This window comes from Kribbella sp. NPDC050241 (genome assembly GCF_044459685.1).
In the GTDB taxonomy this organism is placed as follows: Bacteria; Actinomycetota; Actinomycetes; order Propionibacteriales; family Kribbellaceae; genus Kribbella.
On sequence record NZ_JBITJE010000001.1, the window covers coordinates 722,024 to 738,168 of the forward strand.

Sequence of the window (16,145 nt, forward strand, 5' to 3'; positions counted from 1 at the left end):
GTGACTGATCAGTTGCCTGTTGCGGTGGTGGGGGCCGGGCCGATCGGCCTGACGACGGCCCTCGGGCTGGCCCACTACGGTGTCCCGTTCGTGCTGCTCGAGGAGGACGCCGTACTGTCCTCCGACACCAAGGCCGGGACGACGCTCAGCCGGACCCTGGAGATCTGGAACCGGTACGGCGCCGTCGACGGCATCCTGGCGGCCGCGCTGCGGATCGACGAGATCGGTGACATCGACCGGGCCACCAACACGGCGCGGGCCTCGGTGCAGCTGGCCGAGCTGGTCAACGACACCCAGTTCCCGTTCGTGATCAACCTGCCGCAGCAGAAGATGGAGCCGATCCTCGCGGCCGCGCTGCCGCAGCCGGTCCTGACCCGGCACCGGATGACGTCGTTCGAGGTGCGCGACGACCGCGTCGTACTGCAACTGGAGACGCCGGACGGGCCGCGTGAGCTGGAGGCGTCGCACCTGCTCGCGTGTGACGGTGGCCGCAGCAAGATCCGGGATGCGCTCGGTGTGAAGGTGGTGGGGGAGACCCTGCCCGAGCGGTACATGCTGATCGACGTCATCGTCGACTTGGATGTGGACAACGCTCGCGACTACCCGTATCTGGCGTACTTCGCGGACAAGTCCGAGTGGATGGTGCTGATCCGGCAGCCGGACAACTGGCGGTTCCTGTTCCCGCTCGGCCCGGGGACGGAGCCGCCGGGCGACGAGGACATGCTGGTCAAGGTCAAGCAGTTCATCGGCGAGGTGGACCGGATCGAGCTGATGGGCTCGGTGGTCTACAACGTGCACCACCGGGTCGCTGAGCAGTGGACTGCGGACCGCAGGGTGTTCCTGATGGGCGATGCGGCACACCTGATCACGCCGATGTGGGCGCTGGGCCTGAACACGGGTGCTCTGGACGCGTCCAACCTGCCGTGGCGGCTGGCCTGGGTACTGCGCGGCTGGGCCGATCCGTCGTTGCTGGACGGCTACGAGCAGGAGCAGCGCCCGGTGGCGATCAACGGCTCGGGTGAGATGGCCGAGGCCGCCCGCATGTACATGTCGCACCAGCGTGGTGCCGTCACCGAGACCGCGGGCGACTGGGCGACGGCGTACAACCGCACGCTGCTCAGCGTCCGGCTGGACGTGGAGGGCACAGGGGACTGGTCGATGGTGGCCACCGCCGCAGCCCCTCCAGCCGTACGGGCCGGTGACCGAGCGCCAGACCTCGTGCTGCAGAGCCCGACTGGTCGCGTGACGATCCACGACCTGTGCCGCGACTCGTTCGTCGCGCTGTACTTCACCGACGTACGGCGTCGTCCGGACATCCCGGTCAACGACTCGCCGGCGTTGAAGCACTACGCCGTCTCCCGCTGGGACGCGCCACACGACTCCGGTCTCCGGGACCGGTCCCTGTTCGACCCGGGCAGCATTGCCACGAACAGGTACGGCGTACCCGCGGAGAGCGTCGTACTGGTCCGGCCGGATGGACACATCGCCGCGGTGGCTCCGATGGCCGCCGGTGTGGCCGAGGAGCTGTACACACATGTGACCGGCCGGGAGGTCCCGTGAGCTTCGACGAGCCGCTGCGGGAGGTGTTGCTGCAGACGGACGACCTGGAGTGGGTGGAGAAGTCGCTCGCCGGGCTGTCGCACAAGATGCTGTGGCGCGACCCGGAGACCGAGGCGTCGATCGCGCTGGTGCGGTTCGAGAAGGGGTCCGGGATCCCGTCGGAGCACAAGCACGCGTCGAACCAGTTCATGTTCTGCCTGTCCGGGCGGTACGTGTACCTGCCGACCGGGACCACGCTGACCAAGGGCAGCTTCTACTGGAACCCCAAGGGTGTGGTGCACGGTCCGACCCGGGCCGAGGAGACCTCGATCCTGCTGGAGGTGTACGACGGGCCGCACTATCCGGAGCGCCCGTCGTTCTACGACAACGACGAGGACGCCCGCTGACATGGGTGGCTGGGACATCCACACCCACCTGATCCCGCCGACCGTCCTGTCGGCGGCGTACAAGGGTGAGTTCGGGCTGGCCGTCGACAGCGGCTCGCTGTTGGTCGACGGGGAGCGGTTGCCGCTCAAGCGTTTGGCAGACCCGGCCGCACTGCTGCACTGGATCGACGAGCAGGACCTGGACGGCGCGGTCGTGTCTGTGCCGCCTGCACTGTTCCGCTACGACGCCGGCGTCGAGTGGGCCGAGTTGGTCAACCAGGGCCTTCGGGAGCTCGCCACACCGCAGTTGCGCGTGCTCGGCCACCTGCCGTTACTGGATGCCGAGGCACCGTCTGTTGCCGCGTCGCTGGCCGGTGAGGGCGTCTTCAGCGGCTTCGCCCTGGGTACGCCGAGCTACGCCGGACTGGACCCGGTGTGGCGGGTGCTGCACGAAATCGAGGCTTTCACTCTTGTTCACCCGGGCCACAGTGACGACGAGCGCCTCCAGTCGTTCTACTTGACGAACCTGCTGGGGAATCCGTACGAGACCGGCCTGGCCGCGGCGTCACTGGTCTTCGCGGATGTGGTGGGCCGGTTTCCGGGGATCCGGTTCTGTTTGTGCCATGGGGGTGGGGTGACGGCAGCGGTGGCGGGGCGGTGGCAGCGCGGGATCGACCAGGCGCGGCCGGGCATCGTCGCGCCCTCCTTGCCGGTGGCGGAGGCGTTGCGCCGGTTCTACGTGGACGATCTGGTGTACGACGAGGGGGTGGTGGAGCTGCTCGGGAAGACCTTCGGGGCGGAGCGGGTGCTGGCCGGGAGCGACTGGCCGTTCCCGATGGGCAGTGACTCGATCGTGGCCGCCCGGGCGACCGCGGCCGACGAGCTGACCCGGCCGCTGGCTCAGGAGGTTGTCGCTCAGTGAGACGCGCTCTTCGTCAGCGCGTGGGTGTGATCAGATATCAAATCGTGAACGGGGTAGAGGCATGAACGTACGGGGGCCGGTCCTGCGAAGTCATGGGCCGGGACTGCAGTTCAAGACCGAGGACATCGAACTGGCCGCGGGGCCGGGGGAGACGCTGGTCGAGATGCGGCTTGCCGCCGTGACCCAACAGGACCGGTCGGTGGTGGCCGGCAAGCAGCCGACCCAGCCGTTCGTTCCGGGCTCAGAGGGTGCCGGTGTCGTGGTTGGCTCTGCCTTCCACGAGGCAGGGACTCCGGTGGTGATCCGCGGCGAGGGCGTCGGCGTCACCAGGCAGGGCCTCTGGGGCCGGTACGCCGTCGTACCGGACGCCGCCGTACATCGTCTGCCGGCTGGGCTGGAGCCCGCGGCCGCAGTGACCCTGCTGACTCCCGCGCTGACCGCCCACACCGCAGTACGGCGGGTAGCGGGCGTACTCGAGGGTGAGTCGGTAGTGATCACCGGGATCGGCGGACTGGTCGGGCGCCTGTGTGCTGCGGTGGCGCGGTCGGCTGGTGCGTCGCGGGTGATCGGACTGGCCTGGGCCGGGGAGCCTGTCGATGCGGTGTCCGGGCTGGTCGACCAGATCGTCCGGGTGGACGAGCTGGGGCAGGTCGGCCGCGAGCTGCAGTGGTGCGACGCCGCGATCGACACCGTCGGCGGTCCTGTGACCAGTGGAGTGCTCGGACACATCACTCCGGGTGGACGGATCGCCGTACTCGGTTACAAGGCCGGCGAGTTCACCACTATCGACCTGCACCAGCTGATCGGCCGGGACTTGCGGGTGCTGCCGGTGAACGTCCAGCGGACCACCATCGAGCCCGGTGCGGTCGGCCAGGCGCTGGCGGACATCGCGCTCGCACGCCCCAGAGCGGACGCCGTACTGGTGGCGGCGGACCGCGTGGGCGAGGTTCTGGACGGGTCGACGATCGGCGGACGCGTTCTGCTGGACTTGACGACGCTGAACTGACTGCCTGATTTAGGCTGCCTGGCCTACACCGGTGATGCCCCGGGCTGGGCAATCTGTTGTCGGAATGCCCGAGATCACCCGGTGGCGGATACGGTTACCTCCCAGAGCTTGTCTGCGATGAAGGAGAGAGGCAGCCCGTACCCGATGACCCGACGACTCGAGCTCACACCTGGGGGACCGACCGGCCGTCGTACTCTCGCCGAAGAAGCCGCCGCCGAGTTGCACGAACTGATCCTTTCCGGTGAGCTCCCGAGTGGTACGGCGCTCCGCCTGGAGGAGCTCGCCAAGCGGCTGGACATGAGCCAGATGCCGATCCGCGAAGGACTGCGGCGGATGGCGGCGCTCGGACTGGTCGAGATCGTGCCGCACAAGGGCGCGTGGGTGCGTGAGCTCTCGATGGAGGATCTGCGCGACACGCACCAGACCCGGCTCTCCCTGGAGACGCTGGCGGTCCGGGCGGCCGCGACCCGGTTCGCCGACTCGGACGCGACCCAGGCCCGCGACGCGCTGGCCGAGCACGTGCGGCTGTCGAAGCTCGGTGACAACATCGCATCCCGGCAGGCGCACACCGAATTCCACTTCGCCATCTACCGGGCCGGCGGATCCCGGTGGCTGCCGCGAGCGATCGAGCCGGTCTGGCAGAACAGCGAGCGCTACCGGTTCGGATCCCGGCAGACGAAGGCGCGGATCGAGCAGACCCGGCGCGAGCATCAGGCCATCCTGGACGCGTGCGTCGCGCACGACGAGGAGGGCGCGGAGGCGGCGCTGCGTGACCACCTGGAAGGCGCCATGCAGCGCATCAGCGAGACGATGGCCCGCCGCTCCGCCAAGCCCTAGGCGACTACTTCGAACCGGTCCTGCTGCCAACCCGTGGCGTCGAAGACCGCTCTGAGGAGCAGCCCGTCGCCGCGGCCGCCGTACGTGGTGACGAGGTCGGGGAGCGCCTTGGTCCCGAGACCGTCGTAGTACTGGTCCATCGCTCGGCGTCGGGACAGCTCGGGTGCGCCGGAGATCTCCTCCAGGGCTCTGCTGTCGGGGCAGCCGACCACCTGTCCGGAGCCGACCTGCTCGTCCGGCAGCAGTTGGCGCACGAGCTCCTCGCCGGCGCGGACGTCCTCGGCGCGCAGCCGGGCTCCCAGAGTGCGGCACGGATGTCCCTGGACGGCGAGCTGCACGGCCCGGGAGACGGCGATGTGGTCCGGGTGACCGGTGAGGCCGTCGCTGCCGACGGTGAGCACCAGCTCCGGCGAGATGTCGCGGACGGTCCTCTCGACCGCTTCCGCGACCTCGCCCTGGTCAGCACGCGCCAGTGTCCGCGGTCCGTTCCTGCCGCCGTCGTCGATCCACTGACCGGACTCTCCGAGCCAGTCCCATTCGTCGATCCCGAGCAGCTCGCACGAGCCGGTCAGCCGCTCGGCCGCCGTACCCATGCCCGGTGTGGCGACGCGGAGGACGACGCGCCAGCCGGTGGAGTTCAGCACCCAGGTCGCGGCGCCGGTGGCGAAGACCTCGTCGTCCGGGTGGGCGTGGACTACGAGCGCCGTACGCATCCCGTGGTCAGTCGGCCAGCCGGGCCGGGAACCCACCCGTCGCGATGGGACTCCAGCGCTCCGGGGTGATGCGGATCAGGCACTTGCCCTGCGTCCGCATGGCCTCGCGGTACTCGTCCCAGTCGGGGTGCTCACCGGAGATCGACCGGTAGTAGTCGACCAGGGGCTCCACCGCGTCCGGCAGCTGGATGACCTCGCCCCGGCCGTCCACCTGTACCCACGCGCCGCTCCACTCGTCGGACAGCACGACCACACTGGTCCGCGGGTCGCGCTCCACGTTGGTGCTCTTGGCCCGCTCCGGGTACGACGAGATGACGATGCGGCCCTCGCCGTCGACACCACCGGACACCGGCGACGCCTGCGGCGTACCGTCCGCGCGGGTGGTGATCAGCAGCATGTGGTGACGGGGCCGGACGAATTCCAGCAGTCCGTCCAGATCGGTCTTGGTGTTGGTGGCAATGGTCCTCGGCATGCCTCCCACCCTATGTTCGATCAGCGCGCGGGGAGGTCCGCTGGGGTGATCAGTTGCTCCAGTTCGTCGTCGGTGAGCTGGTTGATCAGGTGCTTCGCGGGCGGCGAACCGGTAGCCGTTGATCCGGTCGCAACTCGTGCAACCGGTCGGGCCTGCGCCCAGGCCGGAGCCGCATTCCGGACAGGTCAGCTGCTTGAGCGCACCGTCCACCACGCGCCACTCGAACTCGGAGGTGTCCTGCAGCACGACCTCGGCCAGTTCGCGCTCGTCCGGCGTACCTTGGTGGACGCCGGAATCGGCGCAGAACCGCTGCCAGGCGGCGTCGATACTGTCCTCGATCCGCTGCACAGCGGTGATGAACCGCGGATGATCGACCCGTCGCATGCCGGGACTCCGGCTGTCGCGAGGGCTGTGGACGGCCGCATTGACATGATCGAACAGGTGTTCGAACATAGGTCTATGACGGGGGTCAGCGCGATCGACCAGAAGCCGGACCAGAAGGTCACGGCGCTCGACCACGCCCGCCAGCTCCTCACCCGAGCCAAGGCCCAGAAAGCCGCCCAAACCCAGCCCCCAGACCCCGAACTCGCCCCCACCACCCGCCCCACCCCCTCCGCCCCTCCCTCCGGCGGCGAACTCGCTCACCTCGCCCCTCCCACCGACCCTGCTCGCCCCGCCCCGCCCGGCGACTTGTCCGACCCCACCTCCTCCCGCTTCCCCTTGTCCCACTCCAGCTCGTCCGCCGAGCCTGCTCGGTTCGTGCCTTCTGCGGAGCGGATGCGGCGGGTGCAGCAGGCGCTGGACGCCGGCGAGGTGGATCGGCAGCTGCCTACGCTGCCTGCTGTCGCCGAGCTTCTGCCCGGGGCCGGTCTGCGCAGCGGGGCGGTCTACTCCGTGCGTACTTCGACCGCCCTGGTGATGGCGATGATGGCCGGTCCGTCCGCCGAGGGCGCCTGGTGCGGAGTGGTCGGGATGCCGTCGTTCGGCGCGGAGGCGGCGCGGGGGCTCGGGGTCGACCTGGAGCGCCTGGTGCTGGTGCCGGACCCCGGGCAGGACTGGCTCAACGTCGTCGCAGCGCTGGTCGACGCCCTGACCGTGGTCGTCGTCAGGCCGCCCGGCGAGGTGACCCCGGGGGAGGCGTCCCGGCTCGCCGCCCGCCTGCGGACCCGGAAGGCGACGCTGATCTCGGTCGGTTCCTGGCCGGGGAGCGAGGCACGGCTGGAGGTGGAGAGCAACGCCTGGACCGGCCTGGGCGACGGCGAAGGGCTGCTCTCGGCGCGGCAGGCGACCGTCGTGGTGAGCGGCCGCAGAGTCGTCGGTGGGCCCCGGCGGCACCAGCTCTGGCTCCCCGCCCCGGACGGCACCATCCGCTCGGTCGACCCCGCCCCTGAGGAAGCCCCAGGCTGGCCGGCAGAGACCACCTGGCCCGAAGAGACCGCCTGGGCCGAAGGAACGGCCTGGGCCGAAGGAACGGCCTGGCCGGAGGAGGCGGTGGGCTGATGGGCGACCACGGGCTGTCCTGCACAGTGGCGGTGGGCTGATGGGTGGTGGGCTGACGCGCACGCTGGTGATCTGGGTGCCGGACTGGCCGGTGACCGCGGCCGCTGTGGCCGCCGGCCGTTCCCCGGACGAACCGATCGCCATCCTCGAGAAGGGCAAGGTGCTCGCCACCTCCGCCGCGGCGCGGGCCGGTGGGGTTCGCCGCGGTCTGCGCGCCCGGGACGCGCAGTCACGCTGCCCCGAGCTCGTCGTCCTGAAGTACGACTCGGTGATCGACGCCCGGGCGTTCGACCCGGTGATCAGTTGCCTGGAGGCGATCACCCCCGGCATCCAGGTGATCCGTCCGGGCATGTGTGCGTTGAAGGCGCGCGGCCCGACCCGGTTCTACGGCGGTGAGTCCGAGGCTGCGGAGAAGCTGCTCGACCGGCTCGAGACCTTCGAGGTCCTCGGCGGCAGGGTCGGGATCGCCGACGGCCCGTTCGCGGCCGAGCAGGCGGCCCGGGCGAGCTCGGCACGGACGCGGATCCTGGTGGTCCCGCCCGGCGGGTCGCCGGAGTTCCTCGCGCCGCTCACCGTCGACGTACTCGAGCAACCGCAGCTCGCGGATCTGCTCCGCCGGCTCGGACTGCGGTCGCTGGGTGCGTTCGCGCAACTGTCCGGCACCGAGGTGCTGACCCGGTTCGGTCCCGACGGTGCCTTCGCCCACCGGCTGGCCCGTGGGTCCGACGACCGTCCGGTGGTGGCCCGGGAGATCCCGCCCGAGCTCACCCGGACCCTCGACTTCGAGCCGGCCGTGGACCGGGTCGACCAGGTCGCCTTCGCGGTCCGCTCGGTCGCCGACGAGCTGATCGCCCGGCTGACCGAGCTCGGCCTGGTGTGTACGACGCTCCGGGTCGAGGTCGGCACCGAGTCCGGCCGGATCCATGAGCGGGAGTGGCTGCATCCGCGCTGGTTCTCCGCGGCCGACGTGGTGGACCGGGTCCGCTGGCAGCTGCAAGGGAGCGGTACGGCGACCAGCGAGCTGACCTCACCCGTCGTGCGGCTGCGGCTGGTCCCCGATCAGGCGGACCCGGTCGGTGCCCATGTCGACGGGCTGTGGGGTGGCGGGCCGGACGAGCGGATCCACCGGGCGCTGTCCCGCGTGCAGAGCATGCTCGGTCACGGTGCCGTCGCGTCGGTGGTGATCGGCGGCGGCCGGGGGTTCGCGGAGCGGCAGACCCTGATCCCGTGGGGCGACCGCCCGGTGCCGGCTCATCCGCCGGACCAGCCGTGGCCGGGCGCGATCAGCTCCGTCGACCCGGCTCGCTGGCCGACGCTCGCACCCACCACGATCTTCCCCGCGCCGCTGCGGGCGAAGGTGTACGCCGAGGACGGCAGCGAGGTCTCGGTCAGCGCCCGCGGCGCCCTTACCGGCGCCCCCACCGCCTTCCGCCTGGACCCGGCCCCACAAGTTGCCGACAGCAACAAGCTGCATCCGATCACCGCCTGGGCCGGCCCCTGGCTGACCCACGAACGCTGGTGGGACCCCAGCACCGAGTCCCGCCAGGCTCGCTTCCAGTTCCAGACCGCCGACACCCGCGCCTGGCTCTTCACCCTGCACCGAACCACCTGGCAAGCCCAAGCCACCTACGACTGAGCCGACTGACCCGGGCCGAGCCGACCGAGCCGGCCCCAGCCGGCCGACCGGAAATGCCGCGATCGGAGGACCGCGGCCCGTCTAGGTTGGCTGCATGCACAGGAGCAGGGTGTCGACGTTCTTGATCGATGTGCACCAGGACGAGGTGCCCGGAGCGGTCGGGTTCTGGTCGCAGGCGCTCGGGGTGCGGACCTCGTCGCCGCCCGGGGAGCCGCAGTTCACGTCGTTGCACGACGGAGTGCCCGGGTATGTGCTGGCGATCCAGTCGATCGACGACGCGCCGCGGTACCTGGACATCGAGACCGACGACGTCGCCGCAGAGGTCGCGCGGCTGACCGGGCTGGGTGCCGTCGAGGTATCAAGCTGGCAGGGCTGTCATACCTTGCGGGCACCCGGTGGGCACCTGCTCTGCGTGATTCCGGTGCACAGCGAGCCGGAGTACTTCGCCGAACACTCGACCGTGTGGGGGAGTGAATGACAGTCGTCGTCCGGGACCTCGTGCCCGCCTTCCTGGAGTTCTGGACCAACCCGAACAGACAGTGGGACGAGTACGCCGGGCAGCACCCGGAAGTGCTCAACGACTTCACCCGCACGGGACGCACCCTCGAGCCCGAGCGGCTGGAGAAGGCCCTTGCGACCTACCCCGAACTAGAAGCACGCATCCGCGCCAACGCACCACACGCCACCCGTTGGATCGAGGAGGCGGCGGCACGCGTCGTACCCGTGCTGGAGGCGGAGCACGTCGACATTCACGGCGTCGCGATGGTCGGACTGGGTACGTCGAACGGCTGGGTCGACAACGGCACCCTGTACCTGGCGGTCGAGATGATCCCGGACGAGCGGTCGGCCGAGATCCTCGCAGCCCACGAGATCGCCCATGCGCTGCAGCTCCCACTGCCGGAGCACCCCTGGCCCGACGACGGACCCCTCGGCCAGTCGATCTACAGCGAGGGCTTCGCCACCGCACTGACCGCGGAGCTTTTCCCGCAGTACGACCTCGCCGAGCACCTCTGGTTCGGACCCGGGTACGACGACTGGCTCGCCGACTGTGAGAGCCGGCGGCAGGAGGCTGAGGCGGCCATCCTGGCGGACCTCGACTCCGAGGACGACGCCGTCAGCGGTCGTTACCTCACGATGAGCGGACAGACCGGCTTCCCGAAGCGCATCGGCTACTTCGTCGGCACTCGCCTGATCCAGGCGTTGCGCCGCGAGCACACCTGGCCGGAGCTGGCCCGCTGGTCGACCGACCGGGCGATGGACGAGGTTCGTGCGAGGCTGTCGGCATGAGCGACCTGGCGGGAACGTTCCAGTACGAGGCCGTGGCAGAGGCGTATCAGCATCGTCCGCCGTACCCGGACGAGGTGTTCGACCGGCTCGCAGCGCTGATCACCGACGAGCCGAGGACGGTGCTCGACATCGGCGCCGGCGAGGGAGCGATCGCGCGGCCGCTGGCGCCGAGGGTCGAGCGGGTCGACGCGATCGACATCTCTCCGGCGATGGTCGACGCGGGCCGCGACCGGCCGGGCGGTGATCACCCCAACCTGCGCTGGCAGGTGAGCGGCATCGAGACTGCCGAGCTGCACGGTCCGTACGCCCTGGTCACCGCGGGCGCGAGCATCCACTGGATGCCCTGGGAGGAGACGTTCGCCCGGATCGTCCCGCACCTGGCACCGAACGCGCAGCTGGTGATCATCGAGCACGGTCCTGTGGAGATGCCGTGGTGGGACGACGTCGCGGTCACGACCAAGCGTCATTCGCGCAACCAGAACTACAACCCGGCGTACAGCGTGGTCGATGCCATCCAGGAGCGGGGACTGCTGGAGCCGACGGGCACGGTGCGGACCACGCCGATCACGTTCGAGCAGCGCGTTGCCGACTACATCGAGCAGTTCCACTCGACCTCGTCACTCGCTCGGGACCTGATGTCCGACGAGGAGGCTGTCGAGTTCGACACCGCGGTCGAGCAGGCGGTCACGCCGTACGCGAAGGAAGGCGTGCTGGAACTGCAGGTGGTCGCCCAGCTGAGCTGGGGCCGTCCGCTCGCACCTTAGAGGGCGTCCGCGCGACCCTGGAGGTAGAGCTGCTCGGGGACGCTCTGCGTCAGCCGCGCCGCCTCCTGGTATGCATCCCGAGCGGCGTCGCGGTCGCCGGAGAGCTCGAGCAGGTGCGCGCGTACGGCGGCCAGCCGGTGATGGTCCCGCAACGCCGGGTCGGCGTCGTCGAGCAGCGCGAGCCCGGCCGTGGGGCCGTGCACCATGGCGACGGCGACGATCCGGTTCAGCGTGATCATCGGGCCGGGTGCCATCGTCTCGAGGAGTTCGAACAGCATCAGGATCTCGCGCCAGTCGGTGTCCTCGGCGCGCTTCGCCTCGTCGTGCACCGCCGCGATCGCCGCCTGCAGCTGATACGGCCCGACCGGTGCGGCGCGCAGGGTCGAGGCGATCAGCTCGGTACCTTCTGCGATCGCGCCGGCGTCCCACACCGAGCGGTCCTGCTCAGGCAACGGCACCAGCGCACCGTCGGCCGTCGTACGGGCCGGCCGGCGGGCATCCGTGAGCAGCATCAGCGCCAGCAGCCCGGCGACCTCGCCCTCGTCGGGCAACTGCTCGCGCAACTGCCGGGCCAGCCGGATCGCCTCGGTGCTGAGCTCGACCCGGTGCAGCGACGAGCCGGACGACGCGGTGTACCCCTCGTTGAAGATCAGATACAGCACCTGCAGTACGGCGGCCAGTCGCTCGGGCTGCTCGGCCGCCGGCGGCAGCGCGAACCGGGCACCCTGCAGCTTCGCCTTCGCCCGGCTGATCCGCTGCCCGATCGTTGCCTCCGGCACCAGAAAGGCCCGGGCGATCTCGCCGGTGGTGAGGCCGCCGACCGCCCGCAGAGTGAGCGCGATCTGCGACTGCGGCGTGAGCGCCGGGTGGCAGCACAGCATCAGCAGCGTCAGCGAGTCGTCGACCGACGGCGCCGGATCCGGCGGCGGAGTCTCCAACGCGACCGTCTCCTCGCGCCGCTGCCGAGCTGCCTCGCTACGCAGTACCTCGATCCGCCGCCGCGACGCGACCGTGATCAGCCAGCTGCGCGGGCTGTCCGGTACGCCGTCACCCGGCCACTGCTGCGACGCGGCCAGCAGCGCCTCCTGGACCGCGTCCTCGCACGCGTCGAAGTCGCCGTACCGGCGGACCAGCGCGCTCAGGACCTGAGGTGCTTGCTCGCGCAGCAGCTCCTCGATCGGCATCAGGTGTACGCCGACAGATCGCGGACCGGCCGTACCTCGACGATGCTGAACGGCGCCTCCGGGATCTGCCCGACGATCTCCACGGCACGGTCCATGGAGTCGCAGTCGAGCAGGTAGAACCCGGCCAACTGCTCCTTGACCTCGGCGAACGGGCCGTCGGTGGTCATCGGGAGACCGTCGCGGATGAGCACCTGCTTGGTGGCGGCGGGGTCGTCCAGCGACTCCGACGCGACCAGCTCTCCGCGGGCCGCGAGCGCCTCGTGCAGGGCGGCGTACCCGGCCATCCCTTCCTTCTTCTGCTCGTCGCTCAACGCGTCCCAGACCTTGCGCGACTCCGGATTGCCGTAGATCAGCACCAGGAACTTCATCGCCACCCCTCCCGTTCTCCAAGCTAAGCCTCCATCCGTGGGTCCTGGCGCGCTGCGCGGCACTCGGCGGGCACATCGCGGCGTTGGAGGACGAGGCACGGAGAAACCCACTCCGAGCCTCGCCCTCCGCCTTGCGCTGCACTCCGCCGAGCACCTGCTCGCTGCTGCCAGGATCCACGGATCGAGGCTAAGCATCACCCTTGCGTATCGATCGGGTCACTGGTTTGCAGCGGGCGTAGCGGGATCGGTGGCGTCGCGTTCTGGTATCAGGGGAATGTTGGGGCATGCCCCGGGATGGCCGGGCGTAAACCTGTCCGGCCGCCCAAGTACAGTTACGACCGGTATCCAGGGTGAGAGGGAGGGGTCGCGTGCCGGATGTGGAAGTGTCCGATCGGGTACTCACGATCCCGAACGCGCTCAGCTTCCTCCGGTTGCTGGGAGTGCCGCTGTTCCTGTGGCTGATCCTCGGGCCGCAGGAGGACGGCTGGGCGCTGCTGGTGCTGGCCGTGTCCGGGTTCACCGACTGGGCCGACGGCCAGATCGCCCGGCGGATGAACCAGACGACCCGGCTCGGGCAGATGCTCGACCCGGTCGCGGACCGGCTCTACATCTTCGCCACAGTGATCGGCCTGGCACTGCGCGACATCATCCCGTGGTGGCTGGCGATCGCGCTGCCGCTGCGGGACCTGCTGCTCACCTTCACCCTGCCGGCGCTGCACCGCCGCGGCTTCAACGCGCTGCCGGTGCACTTCCTCGGCAAGTCGGCCACCTTCTGCCTGCTGTACGCGTTCCCGCTGCTCCTGCTCGGTGACGGCGACAGCACCCTCAACCTGCTCGCCAGGGTGTTCGGCTGGGCGTTCGCGATCTGGGGGACCGGGCTGTACTACTGGGCCGGTGTCCTGTACTTCGCCCAGCTCCGCCACCTCGTCCAGACGGTGAAACCGATCAACGACCCGGCCGGGTAGAACCGTGACCCAGTCAGCGCCACCGAAAGAGGGCCCACCCAAGCCGCGGCGCGTCGACGCGTCGATGTCGCTGCTGAACAACCTCATGGCCCACCCGCTCGACGAGGGGTACGCCGTGGCGGCCCGGACCCGCCCGAAACAGGACGGCCGCCCGGCGAAGACCCGGCACCGCGTGATGCTGGTGGTGGCTCTGCTCGTCCTCGGGTTCCTCCTCGCGGTCGCGGCCTCGCAGAACTACCGCAGCGCGCCCGAGGCGGAGAAGCAGCGCAGAGAGCTGATCACCCGGATCAACCAGGCCGACACCCAGCTGAACGGCCTGCGCACCCGGCAGTCGCAGTTGGCCGACGAGGTACGCCGGTTGCAGGCGAGTGCACTGAGCAACACGAGCTCGGGCGCGGTGCTGCAGCAGCAGCTGGACGCCGTCGAGCTGCAGACCGGCGCGATCGCGGCCACCGGGCCGGGGATCAAGGCGGTCATCGACGACGCGAAGGACGCCGACAAAGAGGGCCGGCTGCTCGACGTCGACCTGCAGCAGCTGGTCAACGGGCTGTGGACCGCGGGCGCCGAGGCGATCTCGGTGAACGGTCACCGGCTGACCTCGATGACCGCGATCCGCGGCGCCGGGAGTGCGATCACGGTCGACTACAGCTCGCTCACCCCGCCGTACACGGTGCTCGCGATCGGTGACACCACGACCATGCCGGCCCGGTTCTCGCAGAGCTCGGGCGGCCAGTGGGTGCAGTACCTGGTCAGCAACTTCGATGTCCGGATGACGATCACGACGGAGGACTCCTTGCTGGTGCCGGCCGATGCGACCATCGCGCTGCGATACGCGAAGGTGAGTGGACCGAGATGATCGCCGTACTCGGACTGGTGATCGGTGTCGTGATCGGCCTGCTGGTCGCGCCCGATGTCCCGGAGTGGGCCCAGCCCTACCTGCCGATCGCGGTGGTGGCCGCGCTCGACGCCGTGTTCGGGGCGCTGCGCGCGTTCCTGGACGGGATCTTCGACGACAAGGTGTTCGTCGTGTCGTTCGTGTCCAACGTGCTGATCGCGGCGCTGATCGTCTACCTCGGCGACCAGCTCGGCGTCGGCTCCCAGCTGTCCACCGGCGTGGTCGTCGTCCTGGGCATCCGCATCTTCACCAACATGGCCGCGATCCGGCGGCACATCTTCCGGGCCTGACATGAGCGACGACACCCCCGAGACCAACAAGCCGGACCCGGTCGAGCAGCCGCATCCGGACGAGCCGACCCCGATGCCGCAGGCCAAGCCCAAGCCCCGGACGCCGAACCTGGCACTGCGCCGGCTGCGGACCGGGTTCAAGCCGTCCCGCGGCCAGGCGATCGTCGCCGTCGTACTGGCGCTGGTCGCCTGCGTGGCCGTCGTCCAGGTCCGGGTCAACCGCGCCGACGACGGGTACCAGAACGCGCGCCGTGAGGACCTGATCGCGATCCTGGACGGCCTGGGGCAGAACACCCGCCGGCTGGAGAGCGAGATCGCCGAGCTGGAGGAGCGGAAGAATTCGCTGTCCTCGAGTGCGGACAAGGCCCAGACCGCCCGCGAGCAGGCCGAAGCCCAGGTCCGCACGCTCGGCATCCTGGCCGGCACACTGCCCGCCCAGGGCCCGGGAGTCCGCATCACGCTGAACGACCCCGAGGCGAAGATGACATCGAGCAACCTGCTGGACGCGATCGAGGAACTGCGCGACGCCGGCGCCGAGGCGATCCAGATCAACGGCGCCGCCCGGGTGGTCGCGAGTACGGACTTCGTCGACGACGCCCCGGGAATCCGGATCGACGGCCAGAAGCTGAACTCGCCGTACGTGATCGAGGCGATCGGGGAGTCGCACAATCTGGCCGAGGCGGCCAACTTCCCCGGCGGCCTGGTCAGTGAGGTGACCGGTCCGCAGGTCGGCGGAACAGCCGAGGTGACCGAGGTTCCGCAGGTCCAGATCACCGCCTTGCACGCCGCGGAGGAGCATCGCTACGCTCGCCCGGCGCCCAGCCCGACCAAGTAGCTGTTCGAGCGAAAGAGGAACGAAGGTGTATCCCGAAGACCTGAAGTACACGGCCGAGCACGAATGGGTGAAGGCCGGCGGCGACGCCCCGGTGCGGGTCGGCATCACCGACTTCGCGCAGGACGCGCTTGGTGACATCGTCTACGTCCAGCTGCCCGAGGTGGGCAGCGCCGTACGGGCCGGTGACGCCTGTGGCGAGCTGGAGTCGACCAAGAGCGTGAGCGACTTGTTCGCCCCGGTGAACGGCACGGTGACCGCGGTCAACGAGTCGCTCGCCGACCAGCCGGACCTCGTCAACAGCGACCCGTACGGCGAGGGCTGGCTGCTCGACATCGACGTCGAGGACACCGCCGAGGTCGAGGCGCTGATGGACGCCGAGACCTACCTGGGTCAGCTCGACCGGAGTTGACCGGAGCCGGCTTGCCGGCTCCTGATAGGTTGGCCGGACCTCAACCGCTGGTCGAGGGTTGAGGTCCGCGAATCTGCGTCCACACTTGTTCATACGGGGTCTACGAAAACGTCGCCGGACCGCCGGCGATCGGGAGG

Annotated in this window: 19 protein-coding genes; 15 read left to right on the plus strand and 4 right to left on the minus strand. The window is 70.0% G+C overall.

The genetic code is table 11. The annotated features are described in order from the left end of the window. The 5 genes from ACIBG5_RS03290 to ACIBG5_RS03310 all read left to right on the plus strand — a co-directional run bounded on the left by ACIBG5_RS03290 (position 1) and on the right by ACIBG5_RS03310 (position 4,690). Positions 1 to 1,560, plus strand: coding sequence for an FAD-dependent monooxygenase (locus ACIBG5_RS03290; RefSeq protein WP_396389803.1), 1,560 nt, complete (start codon positions 1 to 3; stop codon positions 1,558 to 1,560). After that, positions 1,557 to 1,946 carry a cupin domain-containing protein gene (locus ACIBG5_RS03295; protein WP_396389804.1) on the plus strand — a complete coding sequence of 130 codons (390 nt, stop codon included), beginning with the start codon at positions 1,557 to 1,559 and terminating at the stop codon, positions 1,944 to 1,946. The genes ACIBG5_RS03290 and ACIBG5_RS03295 overlap by 4 nt, the downstream gene beginning before the upstream one ends. Position 1,947: 1 nt before the next feature. Further along, positions 1,948 to 2,847 carry an amidohydrolase family protein gene (locus ACIBG5_RS03300; RefSeq protein WP_396389805.1) on the plus strand — a complete coding sequence of 300 codons (900 nt, stop codon included), beginning with the start codon at positions 1,948 to 1,950 and terminating at the stop codon, positions 2,845 to 2,847. Between the two features lie 61 nt (positions 2,848 to 2,908). Then, positions 2,909 to 3,853 (plus strand): zinc-binding alcohol dehydrogenase family protein, encoded by a 945-nt coding sequence (locus tag ACIBG5_RS03305; RefSeq protein ID WP_396389806.1) that lies wholly within the window; start codon positions 2,909 to 2,911, stop codon positions 3,851 to 3,853. A 117-nt stretch (positions 3,854 to 3,970) separates the two neighbouring features. Further along, the gene (locus tag ACIBG5_RS03310; protein ID WP_396389807.1) at positions 3,971 to 4,690 is read left to right on the plus strand and encodes a GntR family transcriptional regulator; all 720 of its coding nucleotides are present in this window, start codon (positions 3,971 to 3,973) and stop codon (positions 4,688 to 4,690) included. Here ACIBG5_RS03310 and ACIBG5_RS03315 read toward each other — a convergent pair. Both ACIBG5_RS03315 and ACIBG5_RS03320 read right to left on the minus strand, forming a co-directional pair. Continuing rightward, positions 4,687 to 5,403, minus strand: a complete 717-nt coding sequence (locus ACIBG5_RS03315; RefSeq protein ID WP_396389808.1) for a PIG-L family deacetylase — start codon at positions 5,401 to 5,403, stop codon at positions 4,687 to 4,689. The two genes, ACIBG5_RS03310 and ACIBG5_RS03315, sit on opposite strands and share 4 nt — an antisense overlap. Before the next feature lie 7 nt (positions 5,404 to 5,410). After that, complete coding sequence (locus ACIBG5_RS03320; protein ID WP_396390758.1) at positions 5,411 to 5,875, minus strand: PPOX class F420-dependent oxidoreductase; 465 nt, start codon at positions 5,873 to 5,875, stop codon at positions 5,411 to 5,413. A gap of 459 nt (positions 5,876 to 6,334) precedes the next feature. Between ACIBG5_RS03320 and ACIBG5_RS03325 the strand changes: the two genes are divergently transcribed. From ACIBG5_RS03325 to ACIBG5_RS03345, 5 genes are all read left to right on the plus strand, one after another. Beyond that, the gene (locus ACIBG5_RS03325; RefSeq protein WP_396389809.1) at positions 6,335 to 7,375 is read left to right on the plus strand and encodes a hypothetical protein; all 1,041 of its coding nucleotides are present in this window, start codon (positions 6,335 to 6,337) and stop codon (positions 7,373 to 7,375) included. Between the two features lie 40 nt (positions 7,376 to 7,415). Further along, the gene (locus ACIBG5_RS03330) at positions 7,416 to 9,011 is read left to right on the plus strand and encodes a DNA polymerase Y family protein (protein ID WP_396389810.1); all 1,596 of its coding nucleotides are present in this window, start codon (positions 7,416 to 7,418) and stop codon (positions 9,009 to 9,011) included. Between the two features lie 94 nt (positions 9,012 to 9,105). Then, complete coding sequence (locus ACIBG5_RS03335) at positions 9,106 to 9,489, plus strand: VOC family protein (RefSeq protein WP_396389811.1); 384 nt, start codon at positions 9,106 to 9,108, stop codon at positions 9,487 to 9,489. Beyond that, entirely contained in the window at positions 9,486 to 10,298 is an 813-nt protein-coding gene (locus tag ACIBG5_RS03340) for a hypothetical protein (protein ID WP_396389812.1), read from the plus strand. Before ACIBG5_RS03335 ends, ACIBG5_RS03340 begins: the two co-directional genes overlap by 4 nt. After that, complete coding sequence (locus ACIBG5_RS03345) at positions 10,295 to 11,062, plus strand: class I SAM-dependent methyltransferase (RefSeq protein WP_396389813.1); 768 nt, start codon at positions 10,295 to 10,297, stop codon at positions 11,060 to 11,062. Before ACIBG5_RS03340 ends, ACIBG5_RS03345 begins: the two co-directional genes overlap by 4 nt. On the opposite strand, the gene ACIBG5_RS03350 is transcribed toward ACIBG5_RS03345, so the two are convergent. Both ACIBG5_RS03350 and ACIBG5_RS03355 read right to left on the minus strand, forming a co-directional pair. Further along, entirely contained in the window at positions 11,059 to 12,246 is a 1,188-nt protein-coding gene (locus tag ACIBG5_RS03350; RefSeq protein ID WP_396389814.1) for an RNA polymerase sigma factor, read from the minus strand. The genes ACIBG5_RS03345 and ACIBG5_RS03350 overlap by 4 nt on opposite strands. Then, positions 12,246 to 12,614, minus strand: coding sequence for a YciI family protein (locus ACIBG5_RS03355; RefSeq protein WP_360439857.1), 369 nt, complete (start codon positions 12,612 to 12,614; stop codon positions 12,246 to 12,248). Before ACIBG5_RS03355 ends, ACIBG5_RS03350 begins: the two co-directional genes overlap by 1 nt. 368 nt (positions 12,615 to 12,982) lie before the next feature. Here ACIBG5_RS03355 and ACIBG5_RS03360 point away from each other — a divergent pair, with 368 nt between their 5' ends. Genes ACIBG5_RS03360 through gcvH form a run of 5 tightly spaced genes read left to right on the plus strand, consistent with a single transcriptional unit; the run spans position 12,983 to position 16,008 of the window. After that, positions 12,983 to 13,579: a CDP-alcohol phosphatidyltransferase family protein gene (locus tag ACIBG5_RS03360; RefSeq protein ID WP_396389815.1), complete on the plus strand. Its 597-nt coding sequence runs from the start codon at positions 12,983 to 12,985 to the stop codon at positions 13,577 to 13,579. Between the two features lie 4 nt (positions 13,580 to 13,583). After that, a complete protein-coding gene (locus ACIBG5_RS03365) occupies positions 13,584 to 14,435 on the plus strand; it encodes a DUF881 domain-containing protein (RefSeq protein ID WP_396389816.1) in 852 nt (283 codons plus the stop codon). Further along, complete coding sequence (locus ACIBG5_RS03370) at positions 14,432 to 14,764, plus strand: small basic family protein (protein ID WP_131352136.1); 333 nt, start codon at positions 14,432 to 14,434, stop codon at positions 14,762 to 14,764. Before ACIBG5_RS03365 ends, ACIBG5_RS03370 begins: the two co-directional genes overlap by 4 nt. 1 nt (position 14,765) lies before the next feature. After that, positions 14,766 to 15,599, plus strand: a complete 834-nt coding sequence (locus tag ACIBG5_RS03375; RefSeq protein ID WP_396389817.1) for a DUF881 domain-containing protein — start codon at positions 14,766 to 14,768, stop codon at positions 15,597 to 15,599. 25 nt (positions 15,600 to 15,624) lie between these two features. Continuing rightward, entirely contained in the window at positions 15,625 to 16,008 is a 384-nt protein-coding gene (gene gcvH / locus ACIBG5_RS03380; protein WP_396389819.1) for a glycine cleavage system protein GcvH, read from the plus strand. Positions 16,009 to 16,145: the final 137 nt, after the last annotated feature.

Bases quoted from the DNA above. Each gene is read 5' to 3' on its own strand.
- ACIBG5_RS03320 (WP_396390758.1), bottom strand. From the start codon at position 5,875: ATGCCGAGGACCATTGCCACCAACACCAAGACCGATCTGGACGGACTG.
- ACIBG5_RS03350 (WP_396389814.1), bottom strand. From the start codon at position 12,246: ATGCCGATCGAGGAGCTGCTGCGCGAGCAAGCACCTCAGGTCCTGAGC.
- ACIBG5_RS03300 (WP_396389805.1), top strand. From the start codon at position 1,948: ATGGGTGGCTGGGACATCCACACCCACCTGATCCCGCCGACCGTCCTG.
- ACIBG5_RS03355 (WP_360439857.1), bottom strand. From the start codon at position 12,614: ATGAAGTTCCTGGTGCTGATCTACGGCAATCCGGAGTCGCGCAAGGTC.
- ACIBG5_RS03340 (WP_396389812.1), top strand. From the start codon at position 9,486: ATGACAGTCGTCGTCCGGGACCTCGTGCCCGCCTTCCTGGAGTTCTGG.
- ACIBG5_RS03315 (WP_396389808.1), bottom strand. From the start codon at position 5,403: ATGCGTACGGCGCTCGTAGTCCACGCCCACCCGGACGACGAGGTCTTC.
- ACIBG5_RS03345 (WP_396389813.1), top strand. From the start codon at position 10,295: ATGAGCGACCTGGCGGGAACGTTCCAGTACGAGGCCGTGGCAGAGGCG.
- ACIBG5_RS03330 (WP_396389810.1), top strand. From the start codon at position 7,416: ATGGGTGGTGGGCTGACGCGCACGCTGGTGATCTGGGTGCCGGACTGG.
- ACIBG5_RS03335 (WP_396389811.1), top strand. From the start codon at position 9,106: ATGCACAGGAGCAGGGTGTCGACGTTCTTGATCGATGTGCACCAGGAC.
- ACIBG5_RS03325 (WP_396389809.1), top strand. From the start codon at position 6,335: ATGACGGGGGTCAGCGCGATCGACCAGAAGCCGGACCAGAAGGTCACG.
- ACIBG5_RS03310 (WP_396389807.1), top strand. From the start codon at position 3,971: ATGAAGGAGAGAGGCAGCCCGTACCCGATGACCCGACGACTCGAGCTC.
- ACIBG5_RS03305 (WP_396389806.1), top strand. From the start codon at position 2,909: ATGAACGTACGGGGGCCGGTCCTGCGAAGTCATGGGCCGGGACTGCAG.
- ACIBG5_RS03370 (WP_131352136.1), top strand. From the start codon at position 14,432: ATGATCGCCGTACTCGGACTGGTGATCGGTGTCGTGATCGGCCTGCTG.
- ACIBG5_RS03375 (WP_396389817.1), top strand. From the start codon at position 14,766: ATGAGCGACGACACCCCCGAGACCAACAAGCCGGACCCGGTCGAGCAG.